Annotated in this window: 17 protein-coding genes; 4 read left to right on the top strand and 13 right to left on the bottom strand. The window is 39.5% G+C overall.

Features of this window, described 5'->3' with window-relative positions:
* Positions 1-9: 9 nt before the first annotated feature.
* The 5 genes from dcd to ACP7AK_RS03970 form a co-directional block, all read right to left on the bottom strand.
* Entirely contained in the window at positions 10-579 is a 570-nt protein-coding gene (gene dcd, locus ACP7AK_RS03990) for a dCTP deaminase (RefSeq protein WP_004280726.1), read from the bottom strand.
* Positions 580-702: 123 nt separating this feature from the next.
* Positions 703-1,296 (bottom strand): LysE family translocator, encoded by a 594-nt coding sequence (locus tag ACP7AK_RS03985; protein WP_004732019.1) that lies wholly within the window; start codon positions 1,294-1,296, stop codon positions 703-705.
* A gap of 257 nt (positions 1,297-1,553) precedes the next feature.
* Positions 1,554-2,813: an iron-sulfur cluster carrier protein ApbC gene (apbC, locus tag ACP7AK_RS03980; protein ID WP_425878719.1), complete on the bottom strand. Its 1,260-nt coding sequence runs from the start codon at positions 2,811-2,813 to the stop codon at positions 1,554-1,556.
* Between the two features lie 276 nt (positions 2,814-3,089).
* Complete coding sequence (locus ACP7AK_RS03975) at positions 3,090-3,887, bottom strand: hypothetical protein (protein ID WP_425878717.1); 798 nt, start codon at positions 3,885-3,887, stop codon at positions 3,090-3,092.
* 381 nt (positions 3,888-4,268) lie between these two features.
* A complete protein-coding gene (locus ACP7AK_RS03970; protein WP_425878715.1) occupies positions 4,269-5,072 on the bottom strand; it encodes a hypothetical protein in 804 nt (267 codons plus the stop codon).
* A 225-nt stretch (positions 5,073-5,297) separates the two neighbouring features.
* On the opposite strand from ACP7AK_RS03970, the gene metG reads away from it, so the two are divergent.
* Entirely contained in the window at positions 5,298-7,355 is a 2,058-nt protein-coding gene (gene metG, locus ACP7AK_RS03965; RefSeq protein WP_425878713.1) for a methionine--tRNA ligase, read from the top strand.
* A gap of 29 nt (positions 7,356-7,384) precedes the next feature.
* Here the strand turns inward: metG and ACP7AK_RS03960 are convergent, their stop codons facing one another.
* Both ACP7AK_RS03960 and ACP7AK_RS03955 read right to left on the bottom strand, forming a co-directional pair.
* The gene (locus ACP7AK_RS03960) at positions 7,385-8,434 is read right to left on the bottom strand and encodes a hypothetical protein (protein WP_425878711.1); all 1,050 of its coding nucleotides are present in this window, start codon (positions 8,432-8,434) and stop codon (positions 7,385-7,387) included.
* Between the two features lie 276 nt (positions 8,435-8,710).
* Positions 8,711-8,827 carry a hypothetical protein gene (locus tag ACP7AK_RS03955; protein WP_086044934.1) on the bottom strand — a complete coding sequence of 39 codons (117 nt, stop codon included), beginning with the start codon at positions 8,825-8,827 and terminating at the stop codon, positions 8,711-8,713.
* 268 nt (positions 8,828-9,095) lie between these two features.
* Between ACP7AK_RS03955 and ACP7AK_RS03950 the strand changes: the two genes are divergently transcribed.
* Positions 9,096-10,076 carry an MBL fold metallo-hydrolase gene (locus ACP7AK_RS03950; protein ID WP_425878709.1) on the top strand — a complete coding sequence of 327 codons (981 nt, stop codon included), beginning with the start codon at positions 9,096-9,098 and terminating at the stop codon, positions 10,074-10,076.
* Positions 10,077-10,524: 448 nt separating this feature from the next.
* The gene (locus ACP7AK_RS03945) at positions 10,525-11,712 is read left to right on the top strand and encodes an ammonium transporter (RefSeq protein ID WP_425878707.1); all 1,188 of its coding nucleotides are present in this window, start codon (positions 10,525-10,527) and stop codon (positions 11,710-11,712) included.
* Between the two features lie 52 nt (positions 11,713-11,764).
* On the opposite strand, the gene ACP7AK_RS03940 is transcribed toward ACP7AK_RS03945, so the two are convergent.
* The 5 genes from ACP7AK_RS03940 to ACP7AK_RS03920 form a co-directional block, all read right to left on the bottom strand.
* A complete protein-coding gene (locus ACP7AK_RS03940) occupies positions 11,765-12,430 on the bottom strand; it encodes a DUF799 domain-containing protein (protein WP_425878705.1) in 666 nt (221 codons plus the stop codon).
* Positions 12,427-12,804 carry a DUF4810 domain-containing protein gene (locus tag ACP7AK_RS03935; protein ID WP_422195689.1) on the bottom strand — a complete coding sequence of 126 codons (378 nt, stop codon included), beginning with the start codon at positions 12,802-12,804 and terminating at the stop codon, positions 12,427-12,429. The genes ACP7AK_RS03940 and ACP7AK_RS03935 overlap by 4 nt, the downstream gene beginning before the upstream one ends.
* Positions 12,805-12,816: 12 nt before the next feature.
* Complete coding sequence (locus ACP7AK_RS03930) at positions 12,817-13,491, bottom strand: CsgG/HfaB family protein (RefSeq protein WP_425878703.1); 675 nt, start codon at positions 13,489-13,491, stop codon at positions 12,817-12,819.
* 93 nt (positions 13,492-13,584) lie between these two features.
* Complete coding sequence (locus ACP7AK_RS03925; protein ID WP_004280739.1) at positions 13,585-14,208, bottom strand: LysE family translocator; 624 nt, start codon at positions 14,206-14,208, stop codon at positions 13,585-13,587.
* A 103-nt stretch (positions 14,209-14,311) separates the two neighbouring features.
* Positions 14,312-14,494, bottom strand: a complete 183-nt coding sequence (locus tag ACP7AK_RS03920) for an NF038215 family lipoprotein (RefSeq protein ID WP_085064447.1) — start codon at positions 14,492-14,494, stop codon at positions 14,312-14,314.
* Between the two features lie 180 nt (positions 14,495-14,674).
* On the opposite strand from ACP7AK_RS03920, the gene ACP7AK_RS03915 reads away from it, so the two are divergent.
* The gene (locus ACP7AK_RS03915) at positions 14,675-15,556 is read left to right on the top strand and encodes a 1-aminocyclopropane-1-carboxylate deaminase/D-cysteine desulfhydrase (protein WP_425878700.1); all 882 of its coding nucleotides are present in this window, start codon (positions 14,675-14,677) and stop codon (positions 15,554-15,556) included.
* Here the strand turns inward: ACP7AK_RS03915 and ACP7AK_RS03910 are convergent.
* Positions 15,553-15,876, bottom strand: a complete 324-nt coding sequence (locus tag ACP7AK_RS03910) for a DUF4870 family protein (RefSeq protein ID WP_044111062.1) — start codon at positions 15,874-15,876, stop codon at positions 15,553-15,555. The genes ACP7AK_RS03915 and ACP7AK_RS03910 overlap by 4 nt on opposite strands.
* Positions 15,877-15,910: the final 34 nt, after the last annotated feature.

The raw sequence follows: 15,910 nt of genomic DNA, 5'->3' as shown, positions 1-15,910 counted from the left end.
TTAAAACAATTAGGTCTTCGGCAAAGTAACGCCTGTCTGACCTTGATATTTACCACCACGATCTTTATATGAGGTTTCACAGACTTCATCAGATTCAAAAAACAGCATCTGCGCTACACCTTCACCTGCATAAATACGCGCAGGAAGATTGGTAGTATTTGAAAACTCTAAAGTGACGTGTCCTTCCCACTCTGGCTCAAGCGGAGTCACGTTAACAATGATGCCACAACGCGCATAAGTAGACTTGCCCAAGCACACGGTCAAAACATTACGTGGAATGCGGAAATATTCGATGGTACGCGCCAAAGCAAACGAGTTAGGCGGAATGATACAGACATCCGACTCGATATCAATAAAGCTGCGTTCATCAAAGTTCTTCGGATCGACAATTGCAGAATGCACATTGGTGAATACTTTAAATTCACGTGCACAACGCACGTCATAACCATAGCTGGATACGCCATACGAAATCAGCTTTTGACCATTTTCATCCAAACGTACCTGGTTTTCTGCATACGGTTCAATCATGCCGTGTTTTTCGCTCATTTCGCGAATCCAACGATCAGACTTAATTGCCATTGATATAATCCAAAAATCTTAAGAACAAGTTATTGCGACGTACTTTAACTGAAATTGACACTAATGAAAATAAGTGAAAGGCTTAGAGCTAAAGTTGCCAAAAAATTGCTGATTGAGATCAGCTTATAAACTTAAAAGTGCAGAATAGCTTAAAGGAATGGAAAAGCTCATTAATACCAGCGAAGCCGTTTTCTGCAGGTTTTTCTGATTGAGCCAGCGACTGTTTTTTCTAGCCAGGATTGAACCCAGAAAAGTCCAGAAGAATGCAATCGGGATCAACAGAAGCAAGAAAACCAGCATATGAGTCACATAATGTTGGCCGCTTTTCCAGACAATGACAGGAAAGATCGCTGAGGCAAATAAAAGTGCTTTAGGATTAAGCAAGGTTGCCAAAAATAATTCTCGTGCGCGAATCGAGACATTTTCAAGATTTTCGCTTATTTCTGCAGTCCGCCATAATTTCACAGCGAGAAATAGAATATAGCCAGCACTAAAAAGTTTGAGAATGGTCGGTAAAAGCGGAAGATGAACGGAAATTTTTCCGATCAGAATGCCCCATAAACTAATGGCAATCAGATAACCAAAGGCTTCCGCAGGAATTAAACGAAATGTTTTTTTAAATCCGACCTGAATGCCTGAAGATGCCAATAAGGTATTGGTTGGGCCTGGTGTTAAAAGAATGGTTGCCACTAAACCAATAAAAAACCATGAAATCATAGTTTGACCTCGCTCTAATCCGAGTAGCATAGAAGAATTCGGTCAGTGCTGCAAAAAAATAATTGTAAGAGAACATATAACCTAAAATTTAAATTTATTTATTTTAATTAATTCAAATACTTATATAAATGTTTAGGATAAATACCCGATAGTCATTTCAGTCAATTTCGGTCATTTAAATCGAGCTAATTTTAAAAATAAGAAATAAAAAGCCCTAGCTTTTAGCTAAGGCTTAAATATCTGAATTGTCTATAGAATTAGAAAATTCGGCTATGGTCTTTTTCTGCTTTGGGTAGCTGTGCGGCAATTTTCTCTGCAATCAGCATATAGCTTTCTGCAGCAGCATCTTCGGCAATGACAGAAGGTGTACCGGCATCCGCATTTTCACGAATTTTAGCATCCAAAGGTAAACGACCCAATAATGGGACTTGATATTGCTCAGACAGTTTATCGCCACCGCCTGTACCAAAAATCTGTTCCTCAAAACCACAATTTGAGCAGATATGGGTCGACATGTTTTCAATCACGCCCATGATCGGAATCTGCACGCGGTTAAACAATTCAATGCCTTTGGTCGCATCCAGCAAGGCCACGTTTTGTGGCGTTGTCACAATTACTGCGCCCGTTACCGGAATACGCTGCGCGAGAGTTAACTGGATATCACCTGTGCCAGGTGGCATATCAATCATCAGCACATCAAGGTCTGGCCATAGGGTCTGATTGAATAACTGCATTAATGCACCCGTGGCTTTTGGACCACGCCAGGCGACTGGAGTATTGTGATCTCCAGTTAAATGGCCAATTGATAATACCGCCATCCCATAGGCTTCGATAGGGACAAACTGCTCTGCTTCGATCATTGGCGTTTTGCCGGCATTGCCGAGCATAGTCGGAATACTTGGGCCGTAAATATCGGCATCTAGTACGCCTACGCGCAGGCCTAATTTCTGTAGAGCCAAAGCCAGATTTACAGTCGTGGTCGATTTACCTACGCCACCTTTACCAGATGACACCAGAATCACATTTTGAATCCTTGGGTGTTTTGGAACATTACGCTGTTGCGGCGCAGCTTTTTGAATAGGTGGATTATTTGGATCAGCTTCTTCTGTTTTTGCAGGCTGTGCCGACGCATCAACCACAGGGGGAAGATTGGGTTTTGCTTCCGCTTTAGGCTCGCTTGAACAGTTTTCACCTTCAGCATGGTTATGCCCGCAACCCCCTTCTTTCTTATGTCCAGTTTTCTGCTGAATCACATGCATATTCAGTTCTTGAATACCACATTTTTGCAAAGCTTCCGCCAGTTCATCATGAATCTGTTGCAGCTGCGCTTTTTCTTCTGGATAGGTATTCAAAGTGATTTGCAGAATCTCACCCTGTACATTGACCTGCGTAATACGATCTTTCAAGGCATTGCTGGAATTTGGCAAGATATAGTTTTGCAGTACGTTTTGCACAGCTTCTTCGTTCACCTCCTTGGAAGGCGAAAAAACCGATTTAAGCGAAGAAAGCCAAGACATAGGTTACTCCAAAAATGTAGATCGACATCTGAATCGCTTAGTTTAACGGGGTTTTAGGCGAAGGTTAAGCACTGTATTGGAGAAGATGAAACAGATATCTTCAATTTCCAACCATTTTACTCGGTTTTTTGAAATGTTTTATGAAATCTTGGTGAATAGAAATAATGAAAGAAAAGAGAGATGGGACTATTTTGATGTAATAAATTTTTTTTATTTATCTCGAGCGTGTTAAGCCACTTTAACCCTCTGTGATTAAAGTGGCTCTACGATCACAGACTATTTATGATTTTTATTGTTTTCAGATTTGTCCTGTTGATCCTTTTTATTTTTATCCTGATCTTGTTTCGATTCATCCTTTTTGGACTGAGAGTTGCTTTCTGAATCTGTATCTTTGGCATCTTGCTGCTGATCAGAATCACCTTCCTTCGATTGATTATCTTTCATTTTGTTCATCGTATCAGTCGCCATCTGTTTCAGCTCAGCGAACTTAACCGAGGCTTCACTGACTAAGTCTGTGATTTTTTGTCTGGTATCTTCAAACTTATGCATGGCTTCATCTTTTAAATTTGCCATACCTGCCTGATGATCGGTCTGACCATCTTTAGCATTTTGTTTATCTGACTTGTTAGATGACTTATCTTGAGAGGTATGATCCGCTTTGGCTTTTTTCGCATCATCCGAACCTTGCTCAGCATTTTGCTGGTTGTCAGATTTGCCATGTTTCAGCTCATTCAGAAGCTTTTCACCTTTTTGCAATAGCTCTTCACCAATCGCTATCGCTTTGGCTTTTAAGTCATCCATCTTAAAGCTTTCAGTTTTTTTATCAGACTGATTCTCTTGAGAACTGTCTTTTTGCGCTGATTGCTCAGCATTTTCCTCTTTACCGTTATGCTGGGTATCAGACTTCTGATCAGCATGGGTCTGGGCACTTTGCCCGTTCTTATGTTCCTGATTATGCTGTTTATCCAGCTCGTTTTGCTTTTGCTCTTTTGCAAGCTGATCATTCAATTCGCGTGCATGTTGTTCTTTATCTTGATTTTGCTTCGACGTATTGTTTTGGTTCTGCTGAATCATGAGGTACCCTCCTTAGGCATATCATATAAACAATCAGCCATTTTTTTAGCACAAAGCATCACGCGAATCGGGCGAAGTAAGCAAACTGCAACAAAGCCTGTACAAGTTGTTGCTATTGTTTGCAGGATGTAGCATGAGCTGAGTCAAATCTGTATTGAAAAGCTATATGCTAAAGATGATGCAGGCTTTTGTATTCGGGCTGTCCAAGTCCATCTATTCGCAGGGTTTCAGCAAAGTATTTCTTTGCAATTCTGTCAGCACACTTCTACCCTGCTAATTCAAATTCCGTCATGGCGTAATTTTCAAAGCTAAAGGGCGCATGTTGCCAATCCACATCAGCTGTTTATAGAGTGCAAATTTATCATGAGACATTACTTCAGGTTAGGCACGCAAAGTACTCATAAAGCTGACCGCAGAGAACAACCATATAAACAGAATGAAGCTGCGTGCTTGATTGAAATTGTCTACATCTGTGCCATGTAGCATGTTGTGCCGGGTCATGGTCACATTCGAGCTTGAATCCATTTTATAGGCAGCAAGTTCAGCAAAATACGGATTCAGTTCAATGGCGATTTTGAACTTATGCCACAGGCTTTTAATTTCATTGCCTTTTAAACCCGGTACAATTTTATAGACATCGACAAACTTGGTGCCATTTTGCTTTAAAAAGCCTGTTTTGATCAGAATATCAGTCAAAATGCCTTCAAGTTGTGCATAGACATTGGGAATACAACCACTGTAAAAACCAAGCTTGTACATTTTCAAGCTTTCAAGCAGCACCTGGCGACGCTTGGCTTTAATCTCTTCATCAATCTCTAAGGCATCAAAGGCTTTGAGCATTTCAGTTTGGAAATATTCGCTATTGATCATATCGAGTAAATTAAATTGCTCAACATCTTCAAATTGGTGAATGGTTGGCCAAAAATGCATGAGGTTTAAAGCATCATTGGCAAACTTCGCGCCAATCGGTTGATCCAACTGATCTGCAAGCACTTGGAAGTAAGCATCTTGCTCTGCCAAGCCCGATAAGGTTTTAATTAAAAGTGTATGTTCATCTGCCGAGATGCATTCAAGATAAGCTTTTGCATCTTTTAAAATCTGACTGCCCAATTGTTTTTGACTCGCAGCATTTTGCTTAATACGCGTGACAGGTTGGTCGAAATCCAAATCATCTTCGTCAATCATGGTTTTCTGGCTCAAAGCTTTTACATCAATGACCTATTATTACTGTTATTTGCAGCGCAATATAGAGAAATCTACATTTCCAAGACATTCTGTAAATACAAAGACATTTAGACACGAATTATCGTTGAAAGGGACTTGATTCACTTAAAGGATTGCTTTGTATTCGGACGTGCATCAGGTAAAATCATGCACCTTGCATAATATACGAATGAGAGAGTCATATCCGTGCGTAATATCTTAGTCACTAACGCCCTTCCATACGCCAATGGCCCGATTCATATGGGTCACCTACTCGGTTATATCCAAGCTGATATTTGGGTACGTGCGATGCGTGCAATGGGCCATGATGTGACTTATGTCTGTGCGGATGATGCTCACGGAACTGCGATCATGCTGCGTGCCGAAGCGAATGGCATTTCACCTGAAGCGCAAATTGCCAATGTGCAAAAAGAACACATTCGTGACTTTGACGGTTTCGGTGTGCATTTCGATCATTATGATTCTACACATAGCGATACCAACCGTGCCCGTGCGTCAGAAATCTATGTGAAAAACCGTGATGCGGGCAATATTGCAGTTCGTCCGGTGACCCAGCTTTTTGATCCTGAAAAAGGCATGTTCCTGTCAGACCGTTTCATTAAAGGCACCTGTCCGAAATGTAAGGCGGAAGATCAGTACGGCGACTCATGTGAAGTCTGCGGTGCAACTTATAATGCGACAGAGTTGTTGAATCCGCATTCCACTTTAAGTGGCGCAACTCCAGTCGAAAAATCATCTGATCATTACTTCTTTAAATTGCCAAATTTTGGTGAATACCTGCAAAAATGGACTCGTGATGAAGGTCGCTTGCCGGTATCGATTGCCAACAAGCTGGACGAATGGTTTGAAAATGGCTTGAATGACTGGGACATCTCACGTGATGCGCCATACTTCGGTTTTGAAATTCCAGATGCGCCAAACAAATATTTCTATGTTTGGGTCGATGCGCCGATTGGTTATATGTCGAGCTTTGAAAACTACATCAAAACCAAACGTCCTGAATTGAATTTTGATGACTACTGGAAAAAAGATTCTGAAAATGAGGTCTATCACTTCATTGGTAAAGACATCGTTTATTTCCATGCCCTGTTCTGGCCGGCAATGCTTGAAGGTGCAAACTACCGCACGCCATCAGGCTTATTCGTGAATGGTTTCTTGACGGTAAATGGCCAAAAGATGTCAAAATCTCGCGGCACCTTTATTAAAGCGGAAACCTATTTAGAGCATTTAAATCCTGAATATTTACGCTACTATTTCGCGTCGAAACTTTCAGACAAAGTTGAAGATTCAGACTTAAATCTGGATGACTTTGTACAAAAAGTGAATTCAGACCTAGTCGGTAAAGTGGTGAATATCGCCAGCCGTTGTGCGAAATTCATTAACACTAAATTTGATAACAAGTTAAGCACTACATGTGCTGAACCTGAATTGGTACAAAGCTTTATTGATGCAGGTAGTTCAATTGCTCAGGCTTATGAAGCACGTGAATTCTCGGCTGCGATTCGTGAAATCATGGCACTAGCAGACAAAGCCAACCAGTACATCGACGAGAAAAAGCCTTGGGCACTTGCGAAACAGGAAGGTCAGGAACAAAAGGTTCATGATGTATGTTCTGTGGGGATCAACCTGTTCCGTCAATTGGCAGTTTACTTGGCTCCTGTATTGCCGACACTAGCTCAACAGGTTCAAGATTTCTTGCAACTTGAAAGCTTCGATTTTGCTTCTCGCAAAACCATTCTAGTGGGTCATGAAATTGCATTGTTCCAACCCTTGATGCAACGTGTAGATCCAAAAGCGGTTGCTGCCATGGTGGATGCATCTAAAGATTCTTTAGCTGCTCCTGCTGAACCAGCAAAAGCTGAGAAGAAAAAAGAGAAGAAGATTGAAAAGAAAGCTGAACCTAAAGTCGGTGAAGCTGAAATCATTAATATTGATGATTTTATGAAAGTTGACCTGCGTGTGGCTGAAGTTTTGGAAGCGGCTACGGTTGAAGGTTCTGACAAACTGCTTCAACTCACTTTAAACGTTGGTGAAGCTGAGCCACGTAATGTGTTCAGTGGTATTCGTGAGTTTTACCAACCTGAAGACTTAAAAGGTAAACTGGTGGTGATGGTGGCAAACCTTGCGCCACGTAAAATGCGTTTTGGTATTTCGAACGGAATGGTTTTAGCTGCGGGTAATGGTGACGGTGTTTGGGTGATTTCACCTGAATCTGGTGCTAAACCGGGTGATAAAGTGTCTTAATTTTTCAGATTAAGACAAGAAAAAAGCCTCTACGTTGTAGGGGCTTTTTCATCAATATTAATTTGACCAAATTTGGTATTAATATCTAAATAATCATAAATGGCTTCAACTTTATTTTTCAATTTCATATCATGTGTAAAGAAGTAATGACAGAATGAAGCGATCTGTGCATGTGTAAAATCACTCATTGCACGCTGTACACCATTGGTGTGATCCAATTCAGTATCCTGATTAAAACCTAAGAAATTCATCATGTTATACATAATATTTACTTTTTCATAATTGTAAAGTTCTCTTGCTTTCACATTTTCGATAATTTTGAAATTCCAAAAATCATCAATACCAAAATTTTTGTACCCTTCTTTATCTTTATACAAATTCCAAATTTTTTGTACCACATTCGGCATCTTAATATTGTTCAAGTGCTTTGGCTGAACACCTATTGCTGTTCGAAAAACTTCCGTCATTTTCTCATTGTCTGCATGCTCAATAATTTTTTCTAACATGAGATCAATTGCTTTTTCATAATCAATTTTTTGATTGTTTATTTGCTTATACAAGGCCTCTGATCTATCTTTAAACAGTGAATGATTACTTAATTCATTTTTAGCCTTTTCCATTATTTTTAAATTATTTTCATAAGCCAACAATGCGTCTCTTTTGATTTCATTAATATTTTTATTTTTTTGATAACTGAATAGAAAGTGATTGTAAATATGCTGATCTAAAAAAGCCCAATTCTGCTTATTTTCTAAATACCTAACAAACCACTCTTTAACAGGAAATGTTGAAATTACACATTTATCAAGAAATTCAAAGTTTCTGTTGTAAGCTATTCGAATATGATTTGCATCTAACAATTCAAGTACATTTAAATATTTTCCAATATTCTCTTCATTTCCAGAGTTAAGAAATGCTTTATAAATTTCACCGAGAGTTGCATCAGAATAGACAACCTGAAAGTTTTCTCTGAAATAAGCATAGACTTCAGGGCGCCGATCAAATTTTTTAGCAAATAAATCTAGGATATTTTGATCTAAATAGGCTAAAGGCTTTCCCTCATACTCTGGTTCTTCCATACACTGCCCTCAATTTGAAAAAATGATTACTTTATACTCATGAAAAATAGTAGGCAATGTGATAAAAATAATCCATCCCTTTAAAACTTATAAGAATCCTATGAAAACCTTAAACCCCCTATTCCTCACACTTGCCCTAAGCACCACAGCAATCGCGACCCAAGCGTCTGAACCCACCACCATCACTACCTAAAAATAACTCGCTGGCTAATCCTCTCATAAAATCAAAATATCAAAAAAGCCCCTATCTCTAGAGGCTTTTTACTGCTGGGTCACTTAGCCTTGCAACACAAATTCCCAAATCACATAGCCCAGTCCAAAGCCCAGTAGTGAATATAAGGTAATAATGAAAAATACAAAGCTGGCATTGTTTTTTCTTTTCCAAAAACTCATAGCGACACCCAAAGCTTGTTCGTAATACCCCATGTTAACGAGCTTTTCATAAAAAGTGAAATATATCTAAGCATTTTATTTATAATAATATTTTAATGAAAAATAGGTTCTTAACTTTCAAAAAATCAATATACAGATTCTGACTGAATTTTTAGTACAGATGCCAAATCGTCCATTCTATTTTAAAAAATGGTAAATATATTCATATTCTTTTTTGCTCACATCCATGCTAATACATAGAATTGACTTTAATTACATAAGAATAGCCATGAAATACTTCACCTCTTCTCTCGTCATGTCACTGCTTGCTTTAGGTTTAATGGCGGGTATCTCTCAAACCCATGCACAAACCGTTTCTAGCACCCAACAACAAAAACAGGTTCCCGGTTATTATCAACATAACTTCGGGGATTACCAGATTACTGCACTGCTAGATGGGACCAATTATCTATCCAAAGCCTTATTTAAAGATATTCCAGCAGCCCAAGCTGACCAGATCTTAAAAAAATACTACGTCGATCAGGCCAAAGGCATCCAAACCTCCGTGAATGCATTTCTGATCAATACAGCCAAAGAACTGGTTCTGGTCGATAGTGGGACTTCAAGCTGTAATGGTCCACACCTAGGTTCAGTGTATTCCAATTTACAGGCTTCAGGACATAAACCTGAACAGGTCAATGCCATCCTGCTCACGCATTTGCATCCTGACCATGTATGCGGCATCAGCAATAATGGCGTGGCCAATTTTCCCAATGCCAATATTTATGTGTCTCAAACTGAACTGGATTTCTGGATGAATCCTAAAACAGCAGACAAATTACCAAAAGCCAAGCAGGCAGGTTTTTTGGGCACAGTCGATAAAATCAAGAAAGCCATTGCCCCCTATCAGGTCAAGAATCAGCTCAAAACCTTTAAAACTGGCGATAAAATCCATGCTTTCGATGTCATCAGTTCGGCTGGACATACACCGGGGCATTTTGGTTTTAGCTTAAAATCACAAGGTCAGCAGATAGTGTTTATTGGAGATATTGTGCATTCACATACGCTGCAGTTTGATCGTCCACAGACCGGCGTTGACTTCGATGTCGATCCGAAAAAGGCGATTGAAACCCGCTTAAAGTATTTTGCTGAATATGCGAAGAATGGTCAGACGTTAGCTGCACCGCATTTGCCATTTCCGGGGATTGGACATATTTATTCTAAAGACAATAAAAGCTATCAATGGATTCCGGTACATTTTAAAGATTAATTGAATACTTCAATAATTTTATCTAAGCATGAAACCCTAATTTTTTAGGGTTTCATTTATTTTAAATATCCTTCAGCCAGATTCCCTATGACTTGGTAAATTTAAAACTTGAATGACGCTTTGAAATTTAAAAGCAATAGTTTCGTTTATTTTTAAATTTTTTCTTAAAAATCTTTTACTTTTTACGTGCACCTTTAGCATGCTTTTTTAGCACCGTTTTTCTTACGATAAATATAAACACCTAAAAATTAAATATAAATTTCAATTTTATGAACTCTCGCCATGTCTTAGTTTGGTGCAAAAAAATAGTAACGTGCTTTATATCGAGTCTTATCAATTTCAAGAAATTCTTCATCAAAATTTCCCTTGCTTAGCCCTCTTCTACTATCCATTTGCCTCTATATACTGACTTTCTTTTGTGATCCCGCGCACTAAATTGGAACGCACCATGCAAAATATAGACTTATTATTTCTTCTTCTCGGTGCAGTTCTAGTGCTTGCCATGCATGCTGGATTTGCTTTTTTAGAGCTTGGAACAGTTCGACATAAAAACCAGGTCAATGCCCTAAGTAAAATTCTAACCGACTTTGCCATCTCCGCCATCGCCTATTTTTTAGTGGGCTACTATATTGCCTACGGTCAGCACTTTTTCCATGATGCTGCAACCTTGTCTGCCGATCATGGCTACAATCTGATGCGCTGTTTTTTCCTGTTGACTTTTGCTGCAGCAATTCCAGCGATTATCTCTGGAGGGATTGCAGAGCGTGCCAAAATGCGTTCACAGGCTTTAGCGACATTATTTCTGGTTGCGCTGATCTATCCGTTTTGTGAGGGTATGATCTGGAATGGCAACCTTGGTTTTCAGGATTGGCTGACCCATGCATTTGGTGCAAGTTTTCATGATTTTGCCGGTTCAGTTGTCGTTCATGCAATGGGCGGCTGGATCGCACTGGCCGCAATAATCCTACTTGGTGCGCGTCATGGCCGTTACAAAAAAGATGGCCGGATCACCGCGCATCCTCCTTCATCAATTCCTTTTTTGGCTTTGGGTTCCTGGATTCTGATTGTTGGCTGGTTCGGCTTCAATGTCATGAGCGCGCAGCGGCTGGATGCCATCTCTGGACTGGTCGCCATTAATTCTTTGATGGCCATGGTCGGTGGAACAATAGCAGCCAAAGTTGCGGGGAAAGATGACCCGGGCTTCCTGCATAATGGTCCCTTAGCAGGTCTGGTGGCGATTTGTGCCGGATCAGATGTCGTTCATCCCTTGGGTGCTTTTTTTATCGGGATCAGCGCCGGTATTATTTTTGTGAAACTCTTTACCTATACCCAAAATAAACTCAAAGTGGATGATGTATTGGGGGTTTGGCCTTTGCATGGCGTTTGTGGTGCTTTTGGCGGATTAGCTGTGGGTATCTTCGGTCAGCAATGGCTTGGAGGAATGGGAGGAGTGTCTTTAATTTCACAACTCATAGGTACAGTGCTGGCGATTGTCATTGCTTTGGCGGGTGGTTTTTTGGTGTATGGCCTGCTTAAGGTTTTGATGGGTATTCGCCTGACTGAGGAAGAAGAGTTCAATGGTGCAGACTTGTCGATTCATCGTATTTCTGCTAATTCGGAAGAAAATACTTTTTAATAGACATAAAAAAAGCCTCTACGACTAGGGGCTTTTTTTATAGCGTATAGTATTAAGGATTCAATGAGTTTTGCGCAAAATGTAGTGAGCGAGGTCCATATAGCAAACCTTTCTGTTGTGGCAAACGAGGTGTATATAGTAAATGACTAACTGTTCCTGATAATACATATGCTTTATCACTTAGATGATTAGATATCTGATCTACTAAAGCGCCCACTAACATGCCAACCAATCCTGCATTGCTATTATTATTAGCAAGCTGTTGTTTCTCGGTCCCTTCCCAAAGTAATTCACCTGTTTTCAGATCAACCAGTTTTGCCTCAACTGCGACTGTTGCTACAGTTTGAATTACTTGATACTTAGAACCGTATTCCTTTACTTTAATATAAAGTGCTGCGTCTGCACCGAAAATTTCCTTTAATTTTTGTGGACTCACCATCTGTGCATCAGAACCATTGTAGACACCATTTTCTTTAAACATGGTATCAACTACGCTTATTGGGAAAACATAATAACCAGCTTCCGCAATTGGAACTGTTACTGTTGACCAATAACTATAAGGTGCTCGCGTATCCGGTGATTCATTTACAGGTGGCATTACCAAAATAGATTTTGGCATATGGGCTGTATAGCTGCTCAAATCACGCGTGTTTTGAGGTGCCATAGTACAACCTGTAAATAAAATTGCTACTGCACTTAAAGCGAATAAATTTTTCATTTTTTCGCTCCCATCACACTTGCACCTGTCATTTTTTGCAATAAACGATCCATTAAGATAGTTGACTCAGGATAAACTTGTCGTTCTAATTCAAAGTATTCAATTGCACGTGGGCCATTATTAATATTGAGATTTAACAAACCTAAATGTGCATATAGACCTGGTGGAACTGCCGCATTTTTTGCTTTCGCTTTTTCAATATCTTTTTCAAGTTTAACAATCTGCTCTTGCGGAGAAACCTTTTCTGGAACAGTTAAAAGTAAATATGTTTGCTGTGGATATTGTCCCCAGCTGTATAGTGATTTTGGTGCGCTTACACACCCTACTAAACTTAGTGAAACTAAGCATCCCACTAATAGGAATAATTTTTTCATGCTTCAAACCTATTATTTGTTAGACCATTTATTGGTTTGAATATCGAGTACAAGATTATTCACTGCTTCACGTACAGCCAAATCTAAAACTTTCCCATTAAGTGTTGAATCATAAGAAGCTGATGAACCAAAACCTAGCACTTCTCGCTCACTCAGTGCATACTCACCTGCTCCATGAACAGAATGAACTACTTCAGCTGTCTTTACATCTACAATATTTAAATTTACCTTGGCATAAGCAATTTGAGTTTTACCACGGCCCAATACACCAAAAAATTGATGATCACCGACTTCTTTACGGCCAAATTCAGATACATCACCTGTAAGTACATAACGTGCACCTTTAATAGATTGTGATGTTTTATTAAAGCCAGATTCTTGTTGAAGTTCGGACAAGTTATCTCGATTAAGGACAGAAAAATAACCCGATTGCTGTAAATGTGTTTCTAAAATAGTCTTAGCTTGACCACCCAAACGATCAACATTGTCTGAAAAAATGCCTCGCATATAACTCGAACGGTTATCAAACTTACCAATTGATACCGGAGTTTTAATACCATTATATTTAACAGCCGCAGTCGCAGCGGTTACTTGGGGAGCTTGAATCGTTTTAGAAGTCTCTGTAGTAGAACAGGCGGTAAACGTGAAACACCCAAACGCAGCAATTAACAATCTTTTATTAGACATATCATCCCTCTGATATTTAGTAATTTAAAAATCAAGGAATGATAACAATATTAGTAAACAATTAAACAAAATCTGAAATATTTTATTTTTTATTTATTTCATACCAAAAATTAATTTTAAGCCAAGTACCGTCATAACTGCGCCTGCTGCGCGGTCAAACAAAGCCTTAAACTTCAAATAAACACGACGTGGCTTTTCCGCAGATAATGCAACTGCGACTAGTGAACACCAGCCTGCATCAATAAAGAAACATAAGACAGGCAAAACAAAATAAAAATATGTTGGAATTTCTTTGGGCAATAACGCGGTAAAAATACTGGCTAGCACAATCGCAATTTTGGGATTGGACAACTGCGTGATTAAACCGGTGGTAAAGGCACGACGTAAAGACATCTGTTTGCTAATGGTTGTATCCGCTTCGATTGGATCTTTGGCATGTTTAATGATTTTAAACGCCAGCCAAAGTAAATATAAACCACCACAAATTTTTAAGGCCAGATAAGCTGAAGGTACAGCTAGTAAAAATGCCTGCAAACCGAGAACCGCCAACAGACCAAAAATCGCTGCACCGAGACCAGTACCCAATGCAGTAAATAAACCATGTTTACGTGAAATGGCAATTGAGTTTTTTGCCACATAAATAGAAGTCGGCCCGGGGCTCATTGCGCCTAACATCAGGGCAAAAGCAATCGAACCTAAAATCCAGAATGATTCCACGAGATAACCTGACTTAAAAATTGAAGGGCTATTTTAAGCAAAAACCTGACGATTTGCTGTAAAAATTTCTGGATTTGTCATGAATTTTAACTATGGCAATTACTTAAGGTTTTAACTGATCCTGAGCACTCAAATGCTTGTCTAGCAGTTGATAATCCTGCTCATGTACAGGTACGCCACCAATAATCATGGTGCGGGTTTCTGTTTTAGGTTTATTCATCGCATCATCACAGCCCGACAGACTGAGCAGCATGCCGACCCACACAGCATAGGATAATATTTTCATTATTCTACCCTCCTCAGGGTTTCCTCTGTTTAGATTAGCATTGTTATTTAAATTATCAGCAGAATATTTGTGACAATCTACAACCAACTCCATAGCTCTCAGCGAATAATGGCTTATTGAAAAGCTCTGATTTTTAGCACTTCCGCTATAATGTTTTAATAACCTACTATCTTAATGTCTATGTTTGAAAAAATTGCTCAAAATATTCCAGATCAACAGATTAATTTTCACGATATTACTTTAACAATACGTCGTCTGGATCTGGTGCATCCGCAAATTTCGGGCAACAAGTTTTTTAAACTGAAATACAATTTTCTTGAAGCCAAAAGACAGGATTATCAGCATATTCTGAGTTTTGGAGGTGCTTATTCCAATCATATTGCCGCTACTGCATTTGCCGCACAGCAGTTTGGTTTTCAGAGTGTTGGTATGATTCGAGGTGAAGAACTGGCTGATCACCCATTGAATCCAACATTAGCCACCGCCCAAGAATTCGGGATGCAGTTGCATTTCGTCAGTCGTGATGAATATCGACGCAAGCAACAGCCTGAGTATTTGGCCGAACTCGCTCGACAATTTCCTGAACATTATATTATTCCTGAAGGTGGAACCAATGCTTTGGCGATTCAAGGTTGTCAGGAAATATTAAAAGATGGCGATGCGCAATTTGATGTGATTTGTTGTGCAGTAGGCACCGGTGGCACCATCAGCGGATTGATCGAAGCCAGTCATGGGCATCAACAGGTTTTAGGATTTTCTGCACTGAAAGGTTCATTTTTAAAAGATGAAATCGCTCAACTAACGAATAAAACCAACTGGAATATTCTCGATGATTATTGCTGTGGTGGCTATGCCAAAACCAGTGCAGCCTTGATGCAGTTTATCCGGGATTTTGAAGCGGAATTTGCAATTCCACTGGAGCAGATCTACACGGCTAAAATGCTGATGGGGATTTTTGATCTAATCGAGAAAAATTATTTTCCGGCTGGATCAAAACTGTTGGTGATTCATACTGGTGGTCTGCAAGGCCGTCATATTCCCTTTGGTTTTACAGCAACCTAAGCTTCAATCGGTTGATTATTATTTAAGGCAATTAACCCTTTGACCAAGCGGTAGATATGCCAGATAAAGACCAGAAATACAATCAGGAAACCAATCAAGATCACAGTCAATAAGCCACCGACGATATAGCCCAGCAAACTGATCCAGAAGGTTTTAATTTGCCAGTCGACATGACTTTCCAGCCAGGTACCGCGCATTTCATCACGCTTGATATAATTCATCACAATCGCAATAAATGGGGTCAGACCAAGAAAAAATCCTAAAATATAAAGAATATAAGTAATGAGATTATATTGTTTTAAATCTTCCGCGCTTGCCATTCGCTTTTCCTTGTTATTATGTTTTTAGTTTGTA

Source organism: Acinetobacter sp. TWP2-2-3, from assembly GCF_049896445.1.
In the GTDB taxonomy this organism is placed as follows: Bacteria; Pseudomonadota; Gammaproteobacteria; order Pseudomonadales; family Moraxellaceae; genus Acinetobacter.
The sequence above is the reverse complement of the archived record's forward strand: the minus strand, read 5'-3'. Positions and strand labels throughout refer to the sequence as shown.